Annotated in this window: 15 protein-coding genes and 1 pseudogene; 11 read left to right on the plus strand and 5 right to left on the minus strand. The window is 67.0% G+C overall.

Features of this window, described 5'->3' with window-relative positions:
- Window positions 1–25: 25 nt before the first annotated feature.
- From casB to cas3, 4 genes are all read right to left on the minus strand, one after another.
- A complete protein-coding gene (casB, locus tag BJ969_RS17650; RefSeq protein ID WP_184480034.1) occupies window positions 26–622 on the minus strand; it encodes a type I-E CRISPR-associated protein Cse2/CasB in 597 nt (198 codons plus the stop codon).
- Window positions 619–2,292, minus strand: a complete 1,674-nt coding sequence (casA, locus tag BJ969_RS17655) for a type I-E CRISPR-associated protein Cse1/CasA (RefSeq protein WP_343071462.1) — start codon at window positions 2,290–2,292, stop codon at window positions 619–621. The genes casB and casA overlap by 4 nt, the downstream gene beginning before the upstream one ends.
- Window positions 2,267–2,575 carry a transposase gene (locus tag BJ969_RS17660; RefSeq protein ID WP_184480038.1) on the minus strand — a complete coding sequence of 103 codons (309 nt, stop codon included), beginning with the start codon at window positions 2,573–2,575 and terminating at the stop codon, window positions 2,267–2,269. The genes casA and BJ969_RS17660 overlap by 26 nt, the downstream gene beginning before the upstream one ends.
- 241 nt (window positions 2,576–2,816) lie before the next feature.
- Window positions 2,817–5,630: a CRISPR-associated helicase Cas3' gene (cas3, locus tag BJ969_RS17665; protein ID WP_343071463.1), complete on the minus strand. Its 2,814-nt coding sequence runs from the start codon at window positions 5,628–5,630 to the stop codon at window positions 2,817–2,819.
- A gap of 223 nt (window positions 5,631–5,853) precedes the next feature.
- Between cas3 and BJ969_RS17670 the strand changes: the two genes are divergently transcribed.
- Window positions 5,854–7,137 (plus strand): IS256 family transposase, encoded by a 1,284-nt coding sequence (locus BJ969_RS17670; protein ID WP_425503606.1) that lies wholly within the window; start codon window positions 5,854–5,856, stop codon window positions 7,135–7,137.
- Window positions 7,138–7,747: 610 nt separating this feature from the next.
- Here the strand turns inward: BJ969_RS17670 and BJ969_RS17675 are convergent.
- Window positions 7,748–8,506 carry an IclR family transcriptional regulator gene (locus tag BJ969_RS17675; protein ID WP_184480042.1) on the minus strand — a complete coding sequence of 253 codons (759 nt, stop codon included), beginning with the start codon at window positions 8,504–8,506 and terminating at the stop codon, window positions 7,748–7,750.
- A gap of 134 nt (window positions 8,507–8,640) precedes the next feature.
- On the opposite strand from BJ969_RS17675, the gene BJ969_RS17680 reads away from it, so the two are divergent.
- The 10 genes and pseudogenes from BJ969_RS17680 to BJ969_RS17725 form a co-directional block, all read left to right on the plus strand.
- Window positions 8,641–9,609 carry a hydroxymethylglutaryl-CoA lyase gene (locus BJ969_RS17680; RefSeq protein WP_184480044.1) on the plus strand — a complete coding sequence of 323 codons (969 nt, stop codon included), beginning with the start codon at window positions 8,641–8,643 and terminating at the stop codon, window positions 9,607–9,609.
- A complete protein-coding gene (locus tag BJ969_RS17685) occupies window positions 9,606–10,841 on the plus strand; it encodes a CaiB/BaiF CoA transferase family protein (RefSeq protein ID WP_184480046.1) in 1,236 nt (411 codons plus the stop codon). Before BJ969_RS17680 ends, BJ969_RS17685 begins: the two co-directional genes overlap by 4 nt.
- 51 nt (window positions 10,842–10,892) lie before the next feature.
- Entirely contained in the window at window positions 10,893–11,816 is a 924-nt protein-coding gene (locus BJ969_RS17690) for an SMP-30/gluconolactonase/LRE family protein (RefSeq protein ID WP_184480049.1), read from the plus strand.
- Between the two features lie 136 nt (window positions 11,817–11,952).
- A complete protein-coding gene (locus BJ969_RS17695; RefSeq protein WP_184480051.1) occupies window positions 11,953–12,738 on the plus strand; it encodes an amino acid ABC transporter ATP-binding protein in 786 nt (261 codons plus the stop codon).
- Between the two features lie 29 nt (window positions 12,739–12,767).
- Window positions 12,768–13,655: a glutamate ABC transporter substrate-binding protein gene (locus BJ969_RS17700; RefSeq protein WP_221315860.1), complete on the plus strand. Its 888-nt coding sequence runs from the start codon at window positions 12,768–12,770 to the stop codon at window positions 13,653–13,655.
- Window positions 13,656–13,704: 49 nt separating this feature from the next.
- Window positions 13,705–14,352: an amino acid ABC transporter permease gene (locus BJ969_RS17705; RefSeq protein WP_184480054.1), complete on the plus strand. Its 648-nt coding sequence runs from the start codon at window positions 13,705–13,707 to the stop codon at window positions 14,350–14,352.
- Entirely contained in the window at window positions 14,349–15,203 is an 855-nt protein-coding gene (locus BJ969_RS17710) for an amino acid ABC transporter permease (protein WP_184480057.1), read from the plus strand. The genes BJ969_RS17705 and BJ969_RS17710 overlap by 4 nt, the downstream gene beginning before the upstream one ends.
- Before the next feature lie 192 nt (window positions 15,204–15,395).
- Window positions 15,396–15,914 (plus strand): gamma carbonic anhydrase family protein, encoded by a 519-nt coding sequence (locus tag BJ969_RS17715; RefSeq protein WP_184480060.1) that lies wholly within the window; start codon window positions 15,396–15,398, stop codon window positions 15,912–15,914.
- A gap of 662 nt (window positions 15,915–16,576) precedes the next feature.
- On the plus strand, window positions 16,577–17,125 hold the full coding sequence (locus BJ969_RS30195; protein ID WP_246456935.1) for a phage integrase N-terminal SAM-like domain-containing protein: 549 nt from the start codon (window positions 16,577–16,579) through the stop codon (window positions 17,123–17,125).
- Window positions 17,126–17,231: 106 nt separating this feature from the next.
- Window positions 17,232–17,807, plus strand: a pseudogene (locus tag BJ969_RS17725) (LLM class flavin-dependent oxidoreductase); the annotation flags it as partial.
- Window positions 17,808–17,926 lie beyond the last annotated feature (119 nt).

Here is a 17,926-nt window from a genome sequence, read left to right on the forward strand (position 1 = left end):
CAAATCAAAAAAGGAAGGGTGCAGATCAGTTCTCGAGTTCGATGGCCGGATCGGTGGACCAGATGCGGTAGCCCAGCGCCCAGCGCTTCCGAACCGTGTCGCGACGGGACGGGTCAGCCCAGTCCCGCAAGTCGCACAACAGCCGGTCGTAATCCAGCGGCTGATCGACGGTGCGCAGCTGATCGATCAGCCCGCGCAACCGGGTGCGCAGCACCGGCACGCTCGTCGACGCCGCCGCGACCGTGAGTTTCCGGTCCAGCGCCTCCGCGCTGAACTTGTCAGTACGGCGCCGCAACACCAACCACGCCGCGCCGAGCCCGACACCGCGCCGGTGCATCGGGGTGTCCTTGCTCTGCTGATGCCGACCGAACAGCGCCAGCGCCGCATGCTCGGCGAGAAGCTCATCGGGAAGCCGATCGCGGTACGCATCGTCGTCGGTCACCGCAGTGGTGTAGTACGGCCAGAACTTCGGCACCGCACCTGCTTCGCGGCCCAAGCCGGAACGGAAGACAGCGAGGTCTTGCGGGACCGGTCGTCGCTCGCGCTCGGAGGAGTCCTTCCTCCAAGTTCCGTCATCGGCGATGAACCGGTGCCAATAGCGCCGGGTGCGTGCAGAAGTCATGCCGTTTCCTCTCCCCGCTCGTCATCAACTGCCCTACGTTCGGCAGCGGCCCGAAGGCGATGCTCGGCCGCCCGGGGCAACGCCTCCGCGAGACGCTTGCGGAACCGGCCCTCGGCAGTGCCCAGCGAGAACAACGTCTCTACCTTGTTCGGTCCGACTTTGATGACCCGCCCGCCGAACGTGCCCGGCCCGGCCGCGGCGACGACGTGGTCAGCGATGCGCCGGGTCGCCTCCCAGGCTTTGAGCTCCCACGCCAGCTGACCGCGCCACACCACGTCCTGATCACCTCCGGACGCCTGGACCCCGGCGAGCATCCGGCGGACCAGCGGATCCAGAGCATGCAGCACCAGCGAACCCGGGCGATTCCCCTTGTCCCACGGGATCGGGTCCGCCCGCAGCGCCCGGCGCAACTCCTGCGAAAGCCCGTTGATCGCCTTCTCCAACTGCTCGGCCTGCTCGGTCGCTTCGACCACGAGATCGAACACGTCCCCGTCCCGGTCGAGAGCACTGATCGGCAACGGGATCGCGTCGTGCAGCAGGTCTTCCACGACCGCGGACTGCGTCCCGTACACCGCGCCGAATGCCTCCAGGCGCAGCGGGTAGTCCTCATCGATCTCGCCCTCGCCGCGCAGTCCGGACAGCTTGGTCAGCAGCTCGCTGGTGTGCTCACGGTCCGCGTGCTCGACTTCCAGCAAGGCCTGCATGCCCCGCCAGATCGCCCTACCCGACGCCAGCCGCCGCGGGCGCCGCGCCCCTGCCGCGGCCTTCTTGTCGGTCACGGGCTTCCACGCGGTATGCGGCTCGTAGTCGGGAAGTTCCAGCAGCCGGTCCCCCGCCGACAGCACAACCCGCGTCACCCACACCCCGCCCCCGGTCTCCTCCGGGATCAACCGGACTCGGCGGGACTGCCACGTCCACAGGTCCAGCAAACCCTCCGCCGGACGCGTGTCCCACTCCGGTGAGGCCGCGTTCTCCGCACGCCACTGAGGTTTCCCGGCTCGCGGGCCGGACCAGATCAGGGTGTTCAGGAGCAAGGTGTCGTAGAGCGAGACCCCCATCGGCACCAACACACCGAGCTGCCCCAAGGGCCCCGTCGGATTACCGGTCGTCTTCCCCGCCTTCACCTTGGAATCACCGACCGCGCCGCTCTTGATCGCGGCGGTGTCCCAGCACTGCACGTGCAGCAACCACCGCACCGCCTCATCCACCGCCAGCGGGTAGACATCGGCATCGGTTCGGGAGGAGAACAACGGCACGTTGTTGCCCGAAGCAGCCGTCGCCACCATCAGCGCCGTCGACTTCGTCTCGTCCTTCGCCGTGCGCAACCCGGCCACCTGGCCGAACGGGCGCTCCTGGTCGAAGACCTCGAACCGGTCCCGATGCGCGGCGAAGTACTCGCGCAATACCTTCTGCTCGGCTGAGGTGAACGCGTGCGCGGCGAACCGGCGCCCCCAGTCCTCGAAGGTCGCCGGTAACCCCAGCGCGTCAGCGACGACCGGCAGCAGCACCTGCCGCAACAGCGCCGGAACCTGCGTCGGCACGTCCCCGACCAGATCCGAGAACGCCTCGGCCCGCAGCAACGCCTCGGCGATCCCGACCTTCACCAGCCGGCCCTCGGCCTTCGTACGAACCGGAATCCACGGCTCATCGATCAAGTTGAACTCGATCACCACCACTCCCCTTCCCTTGCACACACAGCACCAGCACGCGAGCGAGAGCATCCCGCTCAGCGCTGATGCGCTCGATCTTCTTTTGCAACGCGGCCACCTCCGGTGCACGCAACCGCGGCGTCTGAACCTGATGACGGCGAGCAGCGGCGATCCAGCTGGACAACGTCGTCCGCTTGACTCCCAACTCATCTGCCACCCGGCAAAGCGGCGACGCCGACTGCGTCGCCACCTCCACCGCGAACTCCCGGAACTTGGGCGAGTACTGCCTACGAACCTGGGCCACCGATGCCTCCATCGAACACTTAGCGCCAATCTTCGAAGACACAGAGTACTCGATCAACTGGCAAAGCATCATCGCTGCCCCTCTTGAACGGTCTTCTCGCCTGCCCGTGACACGGCATGATTAAATGCAGCCCACACGCCCCGAGCTTTCGGGGATGCTCCATGGCAGAGCATGATCGCGAGGTCGGCCCCGCAACGCGGGGATGCCGCGGGCACGGCCCGCGGCCACCTCGATCTCATCATCACCCAGCCTTCCTGGGGCCAACGACGAGCCCGAGCGAGCCGTCGTACCCCACGAGGTGGTCGCCCAACCTCGCGCCACCATTCGCCGGCAAGACCAGTGCGCGGCTGTGGCCCAGCCAGGGGTGCGTTCGCCACGCCGGTAGCGGCGCGAGTTCCTCTTCCGCGGCTGTGGTGAGCTTGGCCGGGAGCCGTACGGTGCTACCGAGAATGTCGTCGAGGACCTCGGCGCTGGCATCTCCATTCAGCCCCAGGGAACGGCCGTTGATCGTGCGGTAGCCGCGGTCATCGCGGGTGAGCAGCTGGACTTCGATGCTGGGGTCGCCGTCTCGGACCAGGGCTCGTGCCTGGTGTTCACCGAGCTCGCCCGCGCCGCCACGATGCAGTCCTGCCAAGGTTGGTTCGCCGTGGTGGCCGACACGGGTGAGCAGGAACTGCTCCGCTTTCGTGATGCGGTCCCGCCGATCGCGCAGATCTTCGTCCGCGGCATCCCGTTCCGCATCGCTCCACCCCGCGGGGACGGGCTCGGTCCCTTCGTAGACCTCGGCGACCAAGGACGGCACCTCGGAAGGGATCGACCACGTACCACCTCGTGCCGCCAAAACGGTTGCCGCGGTACGCAGCAACAGCATCCGGCCGTAAATGGCTTCGCTGGCAGGAAGCAGCCACGGTGGCTCGTTCCCGCGATCCTGAAACCCGGTGATGATCACTTCGGGTTCGCGCAGGGACTCAGGCCGCGAGGTGGCGTGGCGATGCAACCGGCCGATGCGTTGCAACACCAAGTCGATCGGTGCGAGGTCGGTGATCAGCAGGTCCGTCGAGACGTCGAACGACTGCTCCGCCAGCTGTGAAGCCACGAGAATCCATCGCTCTCCCGGGGCTGGGCGGTGGTTTTCCTCGGGCCCGAGCAGTGCGAGGTTGTCCGCGGTGCGAGTGGCCCGGTCGGCGGCGGACAAACGCCCGTGCAGCAGACCGACATCGGCGCCGAACCGGGCTCGTAACGCCCTGTAGGTCTCCTGCACCCGATCGACGGTGTTGTGGATGACCAACGCGGTCCCGCCGTCGGCAAGGCGTTCCTGCACCAGATCGGCAACGACGTCGCCACTGCCCCGAGAAGCCGCCGGAGGTTCATCAGCGATGCTCACCCGCACCCGCAGATCACCGCGCCACGAGCCGCAGTGCTCCACCACATGAGCGGGTTTCCCGTGCTCATCGGCCCACACCGCCGTCACGCTCGGATAGCCCGCGGCCCGCGGCACACCGACCGCTTCGTGCTCGTCACCGGTGGCACCGGAGAGGTACGCGGCCAGCAGCTGGTCCCGCTGCGCCGGCGGCAACGTCGCCGACAGCAACACCACCGGAACCCCGGCTTGGCCGAGCCAGCGCAGCCCTTCCTTCAAGAACTGCGACATGTACACGTCGGCAGCGTGCACCTCGTCAAGCACGACGACCTTGCCGACCAGACCGGCCATCCGCAGCATCACGTGCTTGGTCCGCGTCGCCGCGAACAGCAACTGGTCGATCGTGCCGACCACGAACGGACACAACAAACCCCGCAACCGGCCCAGGAACCACTCCGCGGGAACGAGCCGCTCACCATCCGACCCAGCCGACTGTGGCAAACCGTAGGCCGCGTCCTCCTCGATCGTGCCGAAGTCGTCATCCGGGTCCTCGGCCACCGCCTCCAGCAACGCACGCCACTGCGCGTTCAACGCTCGCTTGCCGTGCAACAACGCGACCTGACTGCCCAAACCTGGCTCGATGCGCTCCACCCATTCCCGCACCTGGATGAACATCGGATCGCACGTCGCCTGCGTCGGCATGCCGAAGAACACGCCGTCCGCACCGAACCGCGCCGCGAACACCTCGGCAGCCCCCAACGCGCCCTTGGTCTTGCCCTCCCCCATCGGCGCCTCGACGACCATCAGCCCCGGCGCCGGCATCCTCCGCGCCACCTCCAGCACCAGCGACTGCGACGTGCGAGGCCCCCTGTCGAACCGGTTCTGGAACACCTCCGGGCCCGGCACCGGCAACTTCCCCCAGCCGCCGCGCAAACCCAGCTCCGCCCACACCTCCCGCGCCCGGCGCCGGGCAGCGTCCATGCTCACCGCTTCCAGCCCGTCAATACCGTCGAGGCGGGATGCGATCCAGTCGGCCATCACGATCAAGCCACTCAACTGCAACTGTTCCGCCCGCGACGGCACCGAAGACGGCTGCACCGCCGCCACATCACCGAACCCGACCTCTCCGGTGAACACTCGCACCAACCCGGCCTGCGCTGCAGCCCAGTCAGCATCCGGCACTTGGACCGCCCGCAAACGGGCCCCACGCAGCGCCAACTCACCCCCGCCGGGAAACCGGCCATGATGCCCGGCGACCAACGGCCACACCCACGCCACCTGCTCGTCCGCCCAACCTTCGTCAGGCAAAACCCTGCGCAGCAACACCGCCCCAGCCTTGTCGTGCCGCCACCGAACACGACCGACCTTGAACCGATCCCACCGCAGCCCCGCCTGCCACACCGCCTCGGCACAGTCGGCATCCATGCACTGAAACGCCGGAGTGGCCTTCCCGCAATCATGAATCCCGCACAACCACGCGAAAAATCGCCGCCCCCGCCCCGGACCACCCGCCACACGATCAAGAAGATCCCGAGTCACCACAGGCAGATACCCATCCCACAAGCACTCCGCCACCGCCGCCGTATCCAGCATGTGCGACAACAACAAGTTCCGACGCCCACCACCCCGCGACGCGGACTTCCCCCACAACGCCCCCAACCACCGCCGCAAGTCAGCCTCGACCTCCACCACCACGCGCGACTCCAACCCCAAGCCCCCTCAGTAACATCGGACGCACGCACCGTAGCGAAACCCACCGACAAACCAGCCCAGAACACATGAACCCACCACACAACCTCGACACCACCACCAAAAACGGAGTGAATGAAAGGGACTGTCGGTCAGACGGTGTTTTCGGCCTGACGCGCCGGACGTGGTTCCGGCGGGAAAGGCGCTGTGACTGATGGCATCGGATGCTGTGAGCCCACGCAAAAATGAGAAGAATTCAGATCGGCAGCTGTCTCCGGAGCAGGCCGCTGCGGCAGCCATGATCTCCCAGGCTCGCCGGGAAGGGCTGGACCTGACCGGCCCGGACGGCGTACTGAAAGTGTTCACCAAAAACGTCCTGGAAACGGCGTTGAACGAGGAAATGACCGAACACCTCGGACACGAGAAAAATCGGACTGACCCCGCAAGGGACTCGGGCAATATCAGGAACGGAACACGCCCCAAGACAGTACTCTCCGATGCGGTAGGCGAGGTGGACATCGCCGTGCCGCGTGATCGCGAGGGCACTTTCAGCCCGCAGATCGTGAAAAAGCGCCAACGCCGCATCGGCAGCGTGGACGAGATCGTGCTGTCACTGTATGCAAAAGGACTCACCACCGGCGAGATCGCGGCGCATTTCGCCGATATCTACGGTGCCTCGGTATCCAAAGACACGATCTCGACCATCACCGACAAAGTCGTCACGGAAATGGAAGCCTGGTCCGACCGGCCCCTCGATGCCGTGTACGCGGCCGTGTTCATCGACGCGATCCACGTGAAGGTCCGCGACGGCCAGGTCGCCAACCGGCCCGTCTACGCCGCCATCGGCGTCACCCTCGACGGCCGCAAGGACGTCCTGGGCCTCACAGCGGGCCACGGCGGCGGCGAAGGCGCGAAGTTCTGGATGAGCGTGCTCATCGACCTCAAAAACCGCGGCATCAGAGACGTCTTCTTCCTCGTCTGCGACGGACTGAAAGGACTCCCCGAAGTCGTGGCCAACGTATGGCCGCAAACCATCGTGCAAACCTGCATCATCCACCTGATCCGCAACTCATTCCGACTCGTATCCCGGAAACACTGGGAAGAACTCAAACGCGACCTCACGCCGATCTACACCGCCCCCTCCCCACGCGCAGCCGAGGCCGCATTGGACGAACTCGACAACAAATGGGGCACGAAACACGCGGCGATAATCCGATTCTGGCGCAACGCATGGCAGGAATTCATCCCCTTCCTCGACTACGACACCGAAATCCGCAGAATGATCTGCTCCACCAACGCCATCGAATCACTCAACGCCCGCTACCGGCGAGCAGTCCGAGCGAGAGGACATTTCCCCACCGAACAAGCCGCCATGAAGTGCCTCTACCTCGTCACCCGTAGCCTGGACCCCACCGGCACCGGCCGCACACGATGGACCCAACGCTGGAAACCCGTGATCAACGCCTTCGCGATCACCTTCAGCGACCGCTGGCCAGCCGCGGAAACCTACTAACCCACCACCGCCGAAAACACCGTTCAAGCGATAGACCCCCACTGGGGGTCAAGGGCTCGTGGGTTCGAATCCCGCCGTCCCGACGGTCTAGAGGGTCTTCGCAGGTCAGACACTGCGAAGGCCCTCTTTTTCTGCTCTTGGTCGGTTCTTCGAAGTCGAGCACGCCGTTGCTGGACCCCTTGACTTCGGAGGTTCCCCATCTCGGGTGAGCTGACCGCGAAAAGCACTCGACAGGCCAATATCGGCTTTACCGGATTGTGCACCGGAGAGGCACACCGCCCGTAGAAACCTGCACCGGCGTCCGTCCGACACGCGCAGTGGCAGCGGACCGACGGCCTCGGTGGAGGTGTGCTGCCAGGCGAACTGTTCTCTAGGCGCCAAAAATTCCCCGTCGAGAGGGAAAGCGAGCACTACCGGCAGTTCGCACGGCCATGCATAACATGCCCGTTCACGGCACCGGCAGCACCGGCGCCGTCCTGGACGGAACGCGCGGCGAGACGGGTGAAATTACCACGGGAGCGTCGCGGCTGGACGGACCCCTGAGATCTGGTGATCGAGCGCGAATCGGAATGGCCGGACCAGCGTGGAAGACCACGAGGGGATCGGGGTTTCAGTGTCCGCCGAGTTGCGCTGTGAGCTTCTCGGCGTTTCGCAGCAGTAGGTCCTTGATCTCGGTGGATCGTTGCGCGCTCATCCTGTGTCGAGGGCCGACGACGCCCAGCGCTCCGACGAAGCCGCCGTTCATGCCGAAGAGGGGGACGGCGACGGCGCCGGTCTCCGGGTTCCACTCCCCGTCGGAGAAGTAGAACCTCTGATGGCGGATCTGTGCGGCGTGTTCGTCGTCGCCGCCGGTGTAGACGGTGAGGATCCGTCCGCCTGCGCCGAGCTCCAGGGGAAGTGCGGACCCTTCGTCGAGGTGGTGGCGCATGGGCTGGTCGCTGTTGACGCGGTAGAGCACGATGCGCTGATCCCCCTCTCGGACGTAGAAGGCCGCGCTCTCGCCGGTCTCGGCGCTGATGTCGGCGAGTGCGGGACGGATGTAGTCGGCGAGGTGGAAAGCGCGCTGGTATTGGGAGCCGAGCCGCCACAAGGTCGGCCCGAGCCGATAGCAGCCGTCGGCATCACGGTTGAGATAGCCCATGCGCTGCAGTGACGCGGCCAGCCTCAGGATGGTGCTGCGGTAGAAACCGGTGCGCTTGGCCAGGTCCGCCAGCGAGAGCCGGTCAGCCCCGTCGGCGAACGCCTCGAGCAACCCCAGAGCTCGCTCGACCGCCTCGACCCGCTGTTCCTTGGGCTGCTGCCCAGTCGACATCGGCGTTCCCTCCTCGTCGCGAAGTGGCTGCACCGCGGCGACATCGTTGCGCTCCAACGCCGAACATTCTGCCAGCCAGAACGACCGGTGCCGATCATCCTCCCGCTTCCACCCTTGACTCCGGCCGCCCACTGCTCTTAACGTTCTGCCTACCGCACTAGTAGTCTGCTAGACAGAATGGTGGCGAGCAAATGGGAACTCCGGAACGGGCGTCTCGAACGTCTGATGTGGACGTCCTGGTAAGCGAGGTCGGCCCTCGGGACGGTCTGCAGAACATCGATCGAGCCATGCCGACCGGGGCCAAGCACCGCTGGGTCGCGACGCTGGCTGCGGCGGGGCTGCGGGAGGTCGAGGTCGCCTCGTTCGTCTCCCCGAAGCGGCTCCCGCAGATGGCGGATGCGGCGGAAGTGGTCGCCGAGGCGCTGCGGATTCCGGACCTGACCGTGCTGGCGCTGGTGCCGAACCTGATCGGTGCCCGCAACGCCGTGGCCGCTGGCGCCCGATCCCTGACGATGCCGGTCTCGGTATCGGAATCGCACAGCCGCGCGAACATCGGCATGAGCCCCGAACAGGCCGTCGAGCAGGTCGTCGCCGTCGCCGCGCTGAAGGCTGAACACCCCGACCTGCACATCGAAGTCGGGCTGTCGACCGCGTTCGGATGCACCATCGAGGGTTCGGTGCCGGAGGATCGGGTCATCGAGCTGGCGGTGCACGCCGCACGGGCGGGTGCGGACTCGGTCGGCCTCTCCGACACCACCGGTTACGCCAACCCGGCCCAGGTGCGGCGACTGTTCACTCGCCTGTCGTCCGAGCTCGGGGAGCGTGCCGGCGGCGCCCACCTGCACAACACCAGAGGCCAGGGCTTGGCCAACGTCGTGGCCGCGCTGGACGCCGGGGTGCGCACGTTCGACTCCTCGCACGCCGGTTTGGGCGGTTGCCCCTACGCCCCGGGGGCGAGCGGGAACGTCGTCAGCGAGGACCTGGTGTTCCTGCTGGAGTCCATGGGCCTGCGCACCGGGGTCGACCTCGATGCCCTGATCGCGGGGCGCTCGGTGATCTCCGAGGGCCTGCCGGGTGAGCAGCTTTACGGCCACGTCGCCGACGCGGGGCTTACCAAGGGGTTCCGCTACGCCGACGAGATGGCGGAGATTCCCGCATGAGCGCGCCGCAGGACGTGGCGACCGGACGGCTACCGCTGGAGGGCGTGCGGGTCGTCGAGTTCTCGCACATGATCATGGGGCCTTCTTGCGGACTCGTCCTCGCCGATTCGGGCGCCGACGTGATCAAAGTCGAGCCCGTCGGCGACGGAGACAAGACTCGGGTCCTACCGGGCTCGGGCGCCGGGTTCTTCCCGATGTTCAACCGGAACAAGCGCTCGGTGGCGGTGGACCTCAAGTCCGAGGAAGGACTGGAGTACGTCAAGCGGCTGATCGCGACCGCGGACGTGGTGACCGAGAACTTCCGCTCCGGCGGCTTGGACGCGCTGGGCCTGGGTTACGAGGAGCTCAGCGCCGAGAACCCCGGGCTGATCTACTGCAGCCTCAAAGGGTTCCTGTCCGGGCCGTACGAGCATCGAGCCGCGCTGGACGAGGTCGTGCAGATGATGGGCGGCCTGGCTTACATGACAGGCCCGGACGGTCGGCCGCTGCGCGCGGGGGCGTCGGTCAACGACATCATGGGCGGCATGTTCGCCGCGATGGGCGTCATGGCCGCTCTCTACGAGCGCCGAACCACCGGTCACGGACAGTTGGTGCGCAGTTCGTTGTTCGAGAACAACGTCTTCCTCGTGGGCCAGCACATGGCGCAGTACGCGGTCACCGGCCGAGCCGCCGACCCGATGCCGTCACGGCTGTCGGCGTGGGCGGTCTACGACGTGTTCGACACCGGCGACGACGAAAAGGTCTTCATCGGCGTCGTCTCCGACACCCAGTGGCGCGCGTTCTGTGCGGCGTTCGGACTGCCTCACCTAGCCGAGGACCCCACCCTGGCCACCAACACCCAGCGAGTCGGGGCCAGGGAACGGATCATGCCGACGCTGCGCGACACGATCAGGTCCCGCACCCAGGACGAGACCGTTCGGCTGTGCGAAACCGCCCGGTTGCCGTTCGCACCGATCAAGCGTCCCCAGGACCTGTTCGACGATCCGCACCTGAACGAGACGGGGGCGCTGACCGAGGTCACCCTGGCCGACGGGCGCACCGCACGGCTGCCCGCGCTGCCGCTGGAGATGGGCGGGCGCCGGCTACCGCTGCGCCTGGACCTTCCCCGCGCCGGGGAACACACCGGTGAGCTGGCTCGTGAACTCGGCTACTCGCCAGAGCAGATTTCGGCCGCCGCGCAGGCTCGGACGTTCTGCGGCGATTCCGCCGAGCAATCCGCATCGATTCACTGACCGCCCCAGACCACCGGTCCGTCGCATCGTCGCGAGAGCACAGGTAGCCCCATGTACCTCGACACACCACCGCTGCTGATCGACGCCGAGCCGTGCTTCGAGATGCCGGCACGCTTTCGGCGAACCGAGCAGCGCAGCGCTTGGGCCGACACCCATAAAGGCGGCCGGTGCATCGACTCCTTCATCGAAGGCCCCGTGTTCGATCGTGACGGGTCGCTGCTGCTCGTCGACGTACCGTTCGGGCGGGTTTTCCGCGTCGACCCGTCCGGAGCCTGGACGCAACTCACCGAATACGGCGGGCAGCCCAACGGCTGCGGCATCGACGACGAGGGCCGGATCCTGCTCGCCGACCAGCGGCACGGTCTGCTGCACCTCGACGAAACCGGGCAGGTGCGCACGGTTCTGGGCCCGGAGGACATCGACGGGTTCAAGGGCTTCAACGACCTCACGATCTCCACCGGCGGCGACATCTTCATCACCGACCAAGGCCTGACCGGCCTGCACGACCCCACCGGACGAGTCCTGCGGGTGCGCGGCGGGGTCCGGGGAAGCGGTGTCGACGTGCTGCTGGACACCGTCCCCAGCCCGAACGGGCTCGCCCTCGACGCCGATGAGCGGGTTCTGTTCGTTGCCGCCACTCGGGACAACGCCGTGTGGCGCGCCCCGCTCGACCCCGATCGCACGACGGTGTCGAAGGTCGGCCGGTTCGTCTCGCTGTTCGGCACCAGCGGCCCGGACGGATTGGCCTTCGACACCGCCGGGCGACTGCTCGTCGCGCACGCGTCGCTCGGGTCGGTCTTCGTGTTCGCCCCCAACGGCGAGCTGCTGACTCGCGTTCGTTCCACGACGGGCACCACCTGCACCAACCTCGCGCTGCGCCCCGATCCGGGCGGCGGAGCCGAACAGCTCTACATCACCGAATCCGATACCGGAACGGTTCTCGTGGCCGCCCTGCCCGGAGCCTCGGGACGGTGAAAGCCGACCGGCGACCGTGCCGGTCTCACTCCCCGCCCGTTGGTGCGCACCGCACGACAACTACCGAGCACTTCCCGTCCTCCTGACCGGGTTCGAGGCAGACAGCCACAGCGCCGTGCACGTCTAAGGAGATCCCATGACCGCTTCCACCGCATCCGAGACCGCCGACGACCCGGAGACGACCTCCGACCTGCTCGTGTCCTTGCGCGGGGTCAACAAGCACTTCGGCGAACTGCACGTCTTGCGCGACGTGGACCTCGACATCACCCGCGGCGAGGTGGTCGTGGTCGTCGGCCCGTCCGGGTCGGGCAAATCCACCCTGTGCCGCACGATCAACCGCCTGGAGCCCATCGACAACGGCCGGATCACCCTCGACGGGACCGAGCTCCCCAGTGAAGGCAAGGACCTGGCCGCACTGCGCTCCGATGTGGGCATGGTGTTCCAGCAGTTCAACCTGTTCGCGCACATGTCCATTTTGGACAACGTCACGCTGGGGCCGATTCGCGTCCGGGGCCGGAAGAAGACCGCGGCCGAGGCCGAGGCACGGCGCCTGCTCGATCGCGTCGGGGTCGGCGACCAAGCGCACAAGATGCCCGTGCAGCTCTCCGGCGGCCAGCAGCAGCGCGCCGCGATCGCCCGTGCGCTGGCCATGGAACCGAAGGTGCTGCTGTTCGACGAGCCCACCTCGGCTCTGGACCCGGAAATGGTCAGCGAGGTCCTCGAGGTCATGAAGGAACTCGCCGCCACCGGGATGACGATGGTCGTGGTCACCCACGAGATGGGCTTCGCCAAATCCGCCGCCCACCGCGTGATCTTCATGGACCGCGGCCAGATCGTCGAGCAGGCCCCGCCCGCGGACTTCTTCGCCGCCCCCCGCTCCGACCGGACCCGCGACTTCCTCTCCAAGGTCCTCACCCACTGAACGGATCTCCGAACAGGAGGCACAACGACGTGCGCATCCCCAAGAGCCTCATCCCCGCCGCCGCGCTGATCACCGCGATCGGGCTCGTGGCCACCCACGGCGTCAGCAGCGCGGCCAATCCCGGGATCACACCACCGGTAGCCGAGAACCCGAGCTTCGCGCCCGGCTCGACCATGCAGAAGATCCAGGACCGCGGCCACCTGCGGATCGGAACTCGCTACGACCACCCCGGCCTGTCCGCGGGCAACTTGCGCGGCCAGCAGGAAGGGTTCGAAATCGACCTCGGCGAGTACATCGCCGGGAAGCTCGGCCTGCGCGCCGACCAGATCCAGTACGTCGAGGCCAGCTCGGCCAACCGCGAACAGTTCCTCGCCCAGGACAAGGTCGACCTGGTGATGGCCACCTACTCCATCACCGACAAGCGCAAGAAAGTCGTCAGCTTCGCGGGCCCCTACGCCGCGATCTCGCTCGACATGGTCGCGCTGCGCGGCAACCCCGCTGGAATCCAGGACCCGCAGACCCCTCGCGGCACCCGGGTCTGCTCGACGACCGGCGGCCAGGTCTCGGCGACCATCCGCGAGGAGTTCCCGCAGACCGATCTCATCGAGTTCGACGTCTCCTCCAAGTGCATCGACGCGCTCAAGAACGGCACGGTCGACGCGCTGGCCACCCACGGCCCGATCGGCGCCGGATACGTCAGCAAGGACACGGAGGAGCTCGAAATGGTCGGGCGCCCCTTCTACCAGGACAACTGGGCGATCGGCATCAGCAAGGGCGACACCGGTTTCTGCCAATGGCTCGGCCGGACCCTGCAGCAGGCCTCCGACGACGGCTCCTACTCCCGGGCCTGGGACGCCAGCCTCGGCCGCTACTCCAAGCAGCCCATGATCCTTCCGGAGCCGCAGCAATGTTCCTGACCAATCCGCCCAGCGCCGCCCGGCCCCTTCACACCCACTGGACGCAGCGATGAGCGCCGTCATCAACAACCTGCCCGTGCTGCTGGCGGGGTTCGGCACCTCGCTGGCCCTGATCCTCGTCTCCGCCGCGATCGCGCTCCTGCTCGGTGTCGCCCTTGCCGGCATGCGCGTTTCACCGGTGCCACTGCTGCAGACCGCAGCCACCTGCTACGTCGAATGCCTGCGCACCGTGCCCACCGCGGTGATCTTCTTCTTCGCGCTGTTCGGGCTGCCGCAGATGGGCGTGCGGATCGGGTTCTTCCCCGCCGCGGTGGCAGCGCTGTCGGTCTACTACGCCGCGTTCTTCTGCGAAGCCGTCCGCTCGGGCATCAACTCCGTGCCCACCGGCCAGGCCGAAGCCGCCCGATCCATCGGACTCGAATTCCGCGGCGCGCTGCGCTTCGTCGTACTGCCCCAAGCGTTGCGCTCGGTCATCCCACCACTGCTCAACGTCTTCGTGGCCCTCACCAAGAGCTCCGCCATCGCCAGCGCATTCGGCGTCGCCGAGCTCCTGGCCTCCACCACCGCCCTGGTGACCATCGAGAGCGACGCCGTCATCCCGATCCTGCTCGCCTGCAGCGCCTTCTACCTCGTCATCACCATCCCCGCCGGTCTGCTGGCAGAGCGGCTCGAAAAGAAGGTCGCGGTGGCCCGATGACCACGACACCTGCCCGGCCCGCAACACCGGCCACGACGCGTCCCGCACCCGTCACCTCCTCGGTGCTGTTCGACAGTCCCGGCCCGCGCGGCCGTCGTCGCATCCGCAACGGTGCCGTCGCCGCCGGAACCGTGCTCGCCCTCATCATCGCGAGCGCCCTGTTCCAGCTCGGACGCAACGGCGTCCTCGACGCCGAACGCTGGGCCGTACTGCTCAATCGCGACCTGGCCCGCCTGCTGCTGCACGGACTCTGGTCGACCCTGCAGGTCGCGCTCGTCGCGATGGTGCTGTCCGTCGCCGGCGCGCTGCTGCTCGTCGCGGCACGGCTGTCCGACCGGAGCCCGCTTCGCGGCGCCGCGAAGATCTGGATCGAGCTGTTCCGAGGCCTGCCGCTGCTGGTGCTGATCTTCATGATCTTCCTCGGCGCACCGGCGATCGGAATCGACGTCCCCACTTTCTGGGCGCTGGTCATCGGAATCACGCTCTACAACAGTGCGGTGATCTGCGAAATCTTCCGCGCGGGCATTCAATCCCTGCCCAAGGGGCAGGCCGAGGCCGCCTACGCCATCGGCCTGCGCAAGATCGAGACGCAGCGGGTGGTGCTGCTACCGCAAGCGATCAACGCGATGCTCCCCGCCCTCGTGGCCCAAGTCGTGATCATCCTCAAGGAGACCTCGCTCGGCTTCGTCATCGGCTACACCGAGCTGCTGCGCGAGGGACGGGTCGCCGTGGAATACCTGGGCAGCACGTACGCCATTCCGGTCTACGTCGCCGTCGCGGCGCTCTACCTGCTGGTCAACCTCGCGATTTCACGCATGGCCCGCCGACTCGAAGGACGCCTCACGCACTAACTCACCCACCGGCAACTCCGGCCGAGCCGAACGAAGTCCTGTCACCAGAACAGGCGCAGCCGGGCGCTTCTGACGGCCGGAAACGTGGAAAAGCATCACCGCCACGACCAGTCGGCACCGACTGCGTGCTCCGCACGGCCCCGCAGACAACATCCACCGACCAGCACACGCACAACAGCGAGGACGAACATCATGCGCCGCAACGTGCTCCCCATCGGGGACAGCTTCCCCACCGTCGCCCCGGACGCCTGGGTCGCCGACACCGCCACCGTAATCGGCCAAGCGAATATCGGTGCTGCGACCGGAATCTTCTACGGAGCGGTACTGCGCGCCGACACTGAAGAAGTCTCCGTGGGAAACGGCAGCAACGTGCAGGACAACGCAACCATCCACGCCGACCCCGGTTCGCCCGCCCGAGTCGGCAATGGCGTCTCCGTGGGCCACGGCGCGGTCCTGCACGGCTGCACCATCGAAGACGGATGTCTCATCGGCATGAACGCCACTGTCCTCAACGGCGCCATCGTCGGCGCCGAGTCCCTGGTCGCCGCCAACGCGCTGGTCCCCGAAGGAATGCAGGTGCCACCCCGCTCACTTGTAGCCGGGATCCCCGCGAAGGTACGGCGCGACCTCAGCGATTCCGAACTCGCACACCTGCGGCACAACGCCGAAGTTTACCGAGATCTCGCGAACCGTCATCGTGACAACATCTAGCTCACGACGACAACGGAGTGCGAACGTTCAACTGCTCCGTCGCCGCAGCCACGAGTGAAGAACAGCTCACGCTGTGGCGGTTCCGCGCCCCGCAGTGGCGATCAGCATGTTCCTCGGTGGTCCGGCACAGCGGGCCACGCCACCCCTGCCCGACGCCTGTGCCGCCGGTGACCGGCATCGCCAACATTTTCAGGCCTCTGCCGTTCGTCGGACCACCGCCGGATCACCATCGAGGACGCCGCCGCGCAGGACCGGCTCGCCGCCATCGTGAACCACCTGCCCCAACTGTCAACCGGGACCAGATCCGAATGCCACCGCTTGGCGAACAGGCCCGGCCAACAGCGAAATCAGCCGTCGCACAACCTGTTTTGACCGCGGTACCGGGAGGAAAACGGGAGGAACAAGCACAACCGAACCGACCACGACCACCCCGAACGACACCCAACGACACCGCTACACCAGCGGTTTCTCCGTTTCCGCAGGTCACGCCAGTTCACAGGCGCCCCTGGGGGTCAAGGGGTCGTGGGTTCGAATCCCGCCGTCCCGACGGTCGAGAGGGTCTTCGCAGGTCAGACACTGCGAAGGCCCTCTTTTTCTGCTCTTGGTCGGTTCTTCGAAGTCGAGCACGCCGTTGCTGGACCCCTTGACTTCGGAGGTTCCCGATGCCCATTCTCGATCTTGATCGGATCACCGGGGAACTGTCCCCGACGTGGTCCGGATACCTGCGCGACTGGGACCGCGCGCTGCGATCCGGCAACCACCCGGAGACCACCCGCTACAACTACCTGCTCGCCGCCTCCCAGCTCGCCCGCAACGTCGCCGAACACTCACCGGACCCCGACGCCGACGACGCCGCCGATGACCCGGCCGAGATCACCAAAGCCCACATCGAGTCCTTCCAAGCCTGGATGATCGAAACCAGGTCCGCCTCAACTGCCGCGAACAAGCACAAAGCCCTCTCGGAACGCGGACCGTTCGGCGCCCAGCGGCCGACCGCCTCGCACCGAGAGCCACACGTTGGGCCGCCCGGACCCCGGATGTTTCGCGCGAGCCCGCAGGTAGCGACTCAGCGCACGAGCGGTCTTGTGCCCGAACCGCACCCGACGGGTCTTCGCTCCCTTTCCGCGGTACGCAACGGAATCAGTGCCGAAGTCCAGATCCTCGACCGACAGATCGCGACCTCTGACAGCCGGGCACCGGTGTTGCAGTAGTCATCGCGCAAGCTGACGAAATCCTTCCCTCTGCCCCCCAGCAACTTCTTCGTCTCGGCCTGCCCCATGCCGGGATCAACTTCACGTCCCCGGTGTCTCCGGCGGCCGTCTCACGCTCGGCGTGGGCGTCGGCTCGCGCGGGGACGAATTCACCGTTCCCGGGCACGAGCTGCACGGTCACGGCGCGCGGTTGGAATCCGACCTGGCGACCTACCGCGAGGTCTGGGCCGGCGCCCCGGTCGGCAACGGGCCGAACCCAGCCGTGCCATCGGGAACCCGGCAAGTCCCCATGCTGTTCGGCGGGTACTCCGCTCACGCGCTGGATCGCATGGTGCGCTGGGGCGAGGGCTACATCGGCGGTTCGCTGCCGTCGTCCACGACGGCCCCGCGCTTCGAGGCGGCGAAGCGTGCCTGGCACGAGGCAGGCCGCCAGGGCGCCCCGAAACTCGTCGTGCTCGCCTACTTCGCACTGGGCGCCCCCGAGGCCGGACGGGCGAACATCCAGGACTTCTACCGGCTGGCACCCAAGGAGATCGCCACCAACGCGGTGCTCTGCACCACCCGGAAGACGATCGAGCAGACCGTCACGGTCTACACCGACCTCGGTATCGACGAGATCATTTTCGTTTCCGCCGTAGACGACCCCGACGAGATCACCCGGCTCGCCGACATCGTCACCTGACCAGCGGGCAGGAGCCGACAAGCAGAATCGAGGGTGGCGCGTGAAGGTGGTCGCTTCGGCAGAGAACAGCTTCGTGCCGCACTGGATTGTTGGACGCACCTGACGCGTCGTGCATGCAT

Source organism: Saccharopolyspora gloriosae (assembly GCF_014203325.1).
Taxonomy (GTDB): Bacteria; Actinomycetota; Actinomycetes; order Mycobacteriales; family Pseudonocardiaceae; genus Saccharopolyspora_C; species Saccharopolyspora_C gloriosae.

What these genes read in the sequence shown, in the direction of transcription:
- casB (WP_184480034.1), bottom strand. Translation starts at nt 622, where the DNA reads ATGACTTCTGCACGCACCCGGCGCTATTGGCACCGGTTCATCGCCGAT.
- BJ969_RS17680 (WP_184480044.1), top strand. Translation starts at nt 8,641, where the DNA reads ATGGGAACTCCGGAACGGGCGTCTCGAACGTCTGATGTGGACGTCCTG.
- BJ969_RS17685 (WP_184480046.1), top strand. Translation starts at nt 9,606, where the DNA reads ATGAGCGCGCCGCAGGACGTGGCGACCGGACGGCTACCGCTGGAGGGC.
- BJ969_RS17690 (WP_184480049.1), top strand. Translation starts at nt 10,893, where the DNA reads ATGTACCTCGACACACCACCGCTGCTGATCGACGCCGAGCCGTGCTTC.
- BJ969_RS17695 (WP_184480051.1), top strand. Translation starts at nt 11,953, where the DNA reads ATGACCGCTTCCACCGCATCCGAGACCGCCGACGACCCGGAGACGACC.
- BJ969_RS17705 (WP_184480054.1), top strand. Translation starts at nt 13,705, where the DNA reads ATGAGCGCCGTCATCAACAACCTGCCCGTGCTGCTGGCGGGGTTCGGC.
- BJ969_RS17710 (WP_184480057.1), top strand. Translation starts at nt 14,349, where the DNA reads ATGACCACGACACCTGCCCGGCCCGCAACACCGGCCACGACGCGTCCC.
- BJ969_RS17715 (WP_184480060.1), top strand. Translation starts at nt 15,396, where the DNA reads ATGCGCCGCAACGTGCTCCCCATCGGGGACAGCTTCCCCACCGTCGCC.
- BJ969_RS30195 (WP_246456935.1), top strand. Translation starts at nt 16,577, where the DNA reads ATGCCCATTCTCGATCTTGATCGGATCACCGGGGAACTGTCCCCGACG.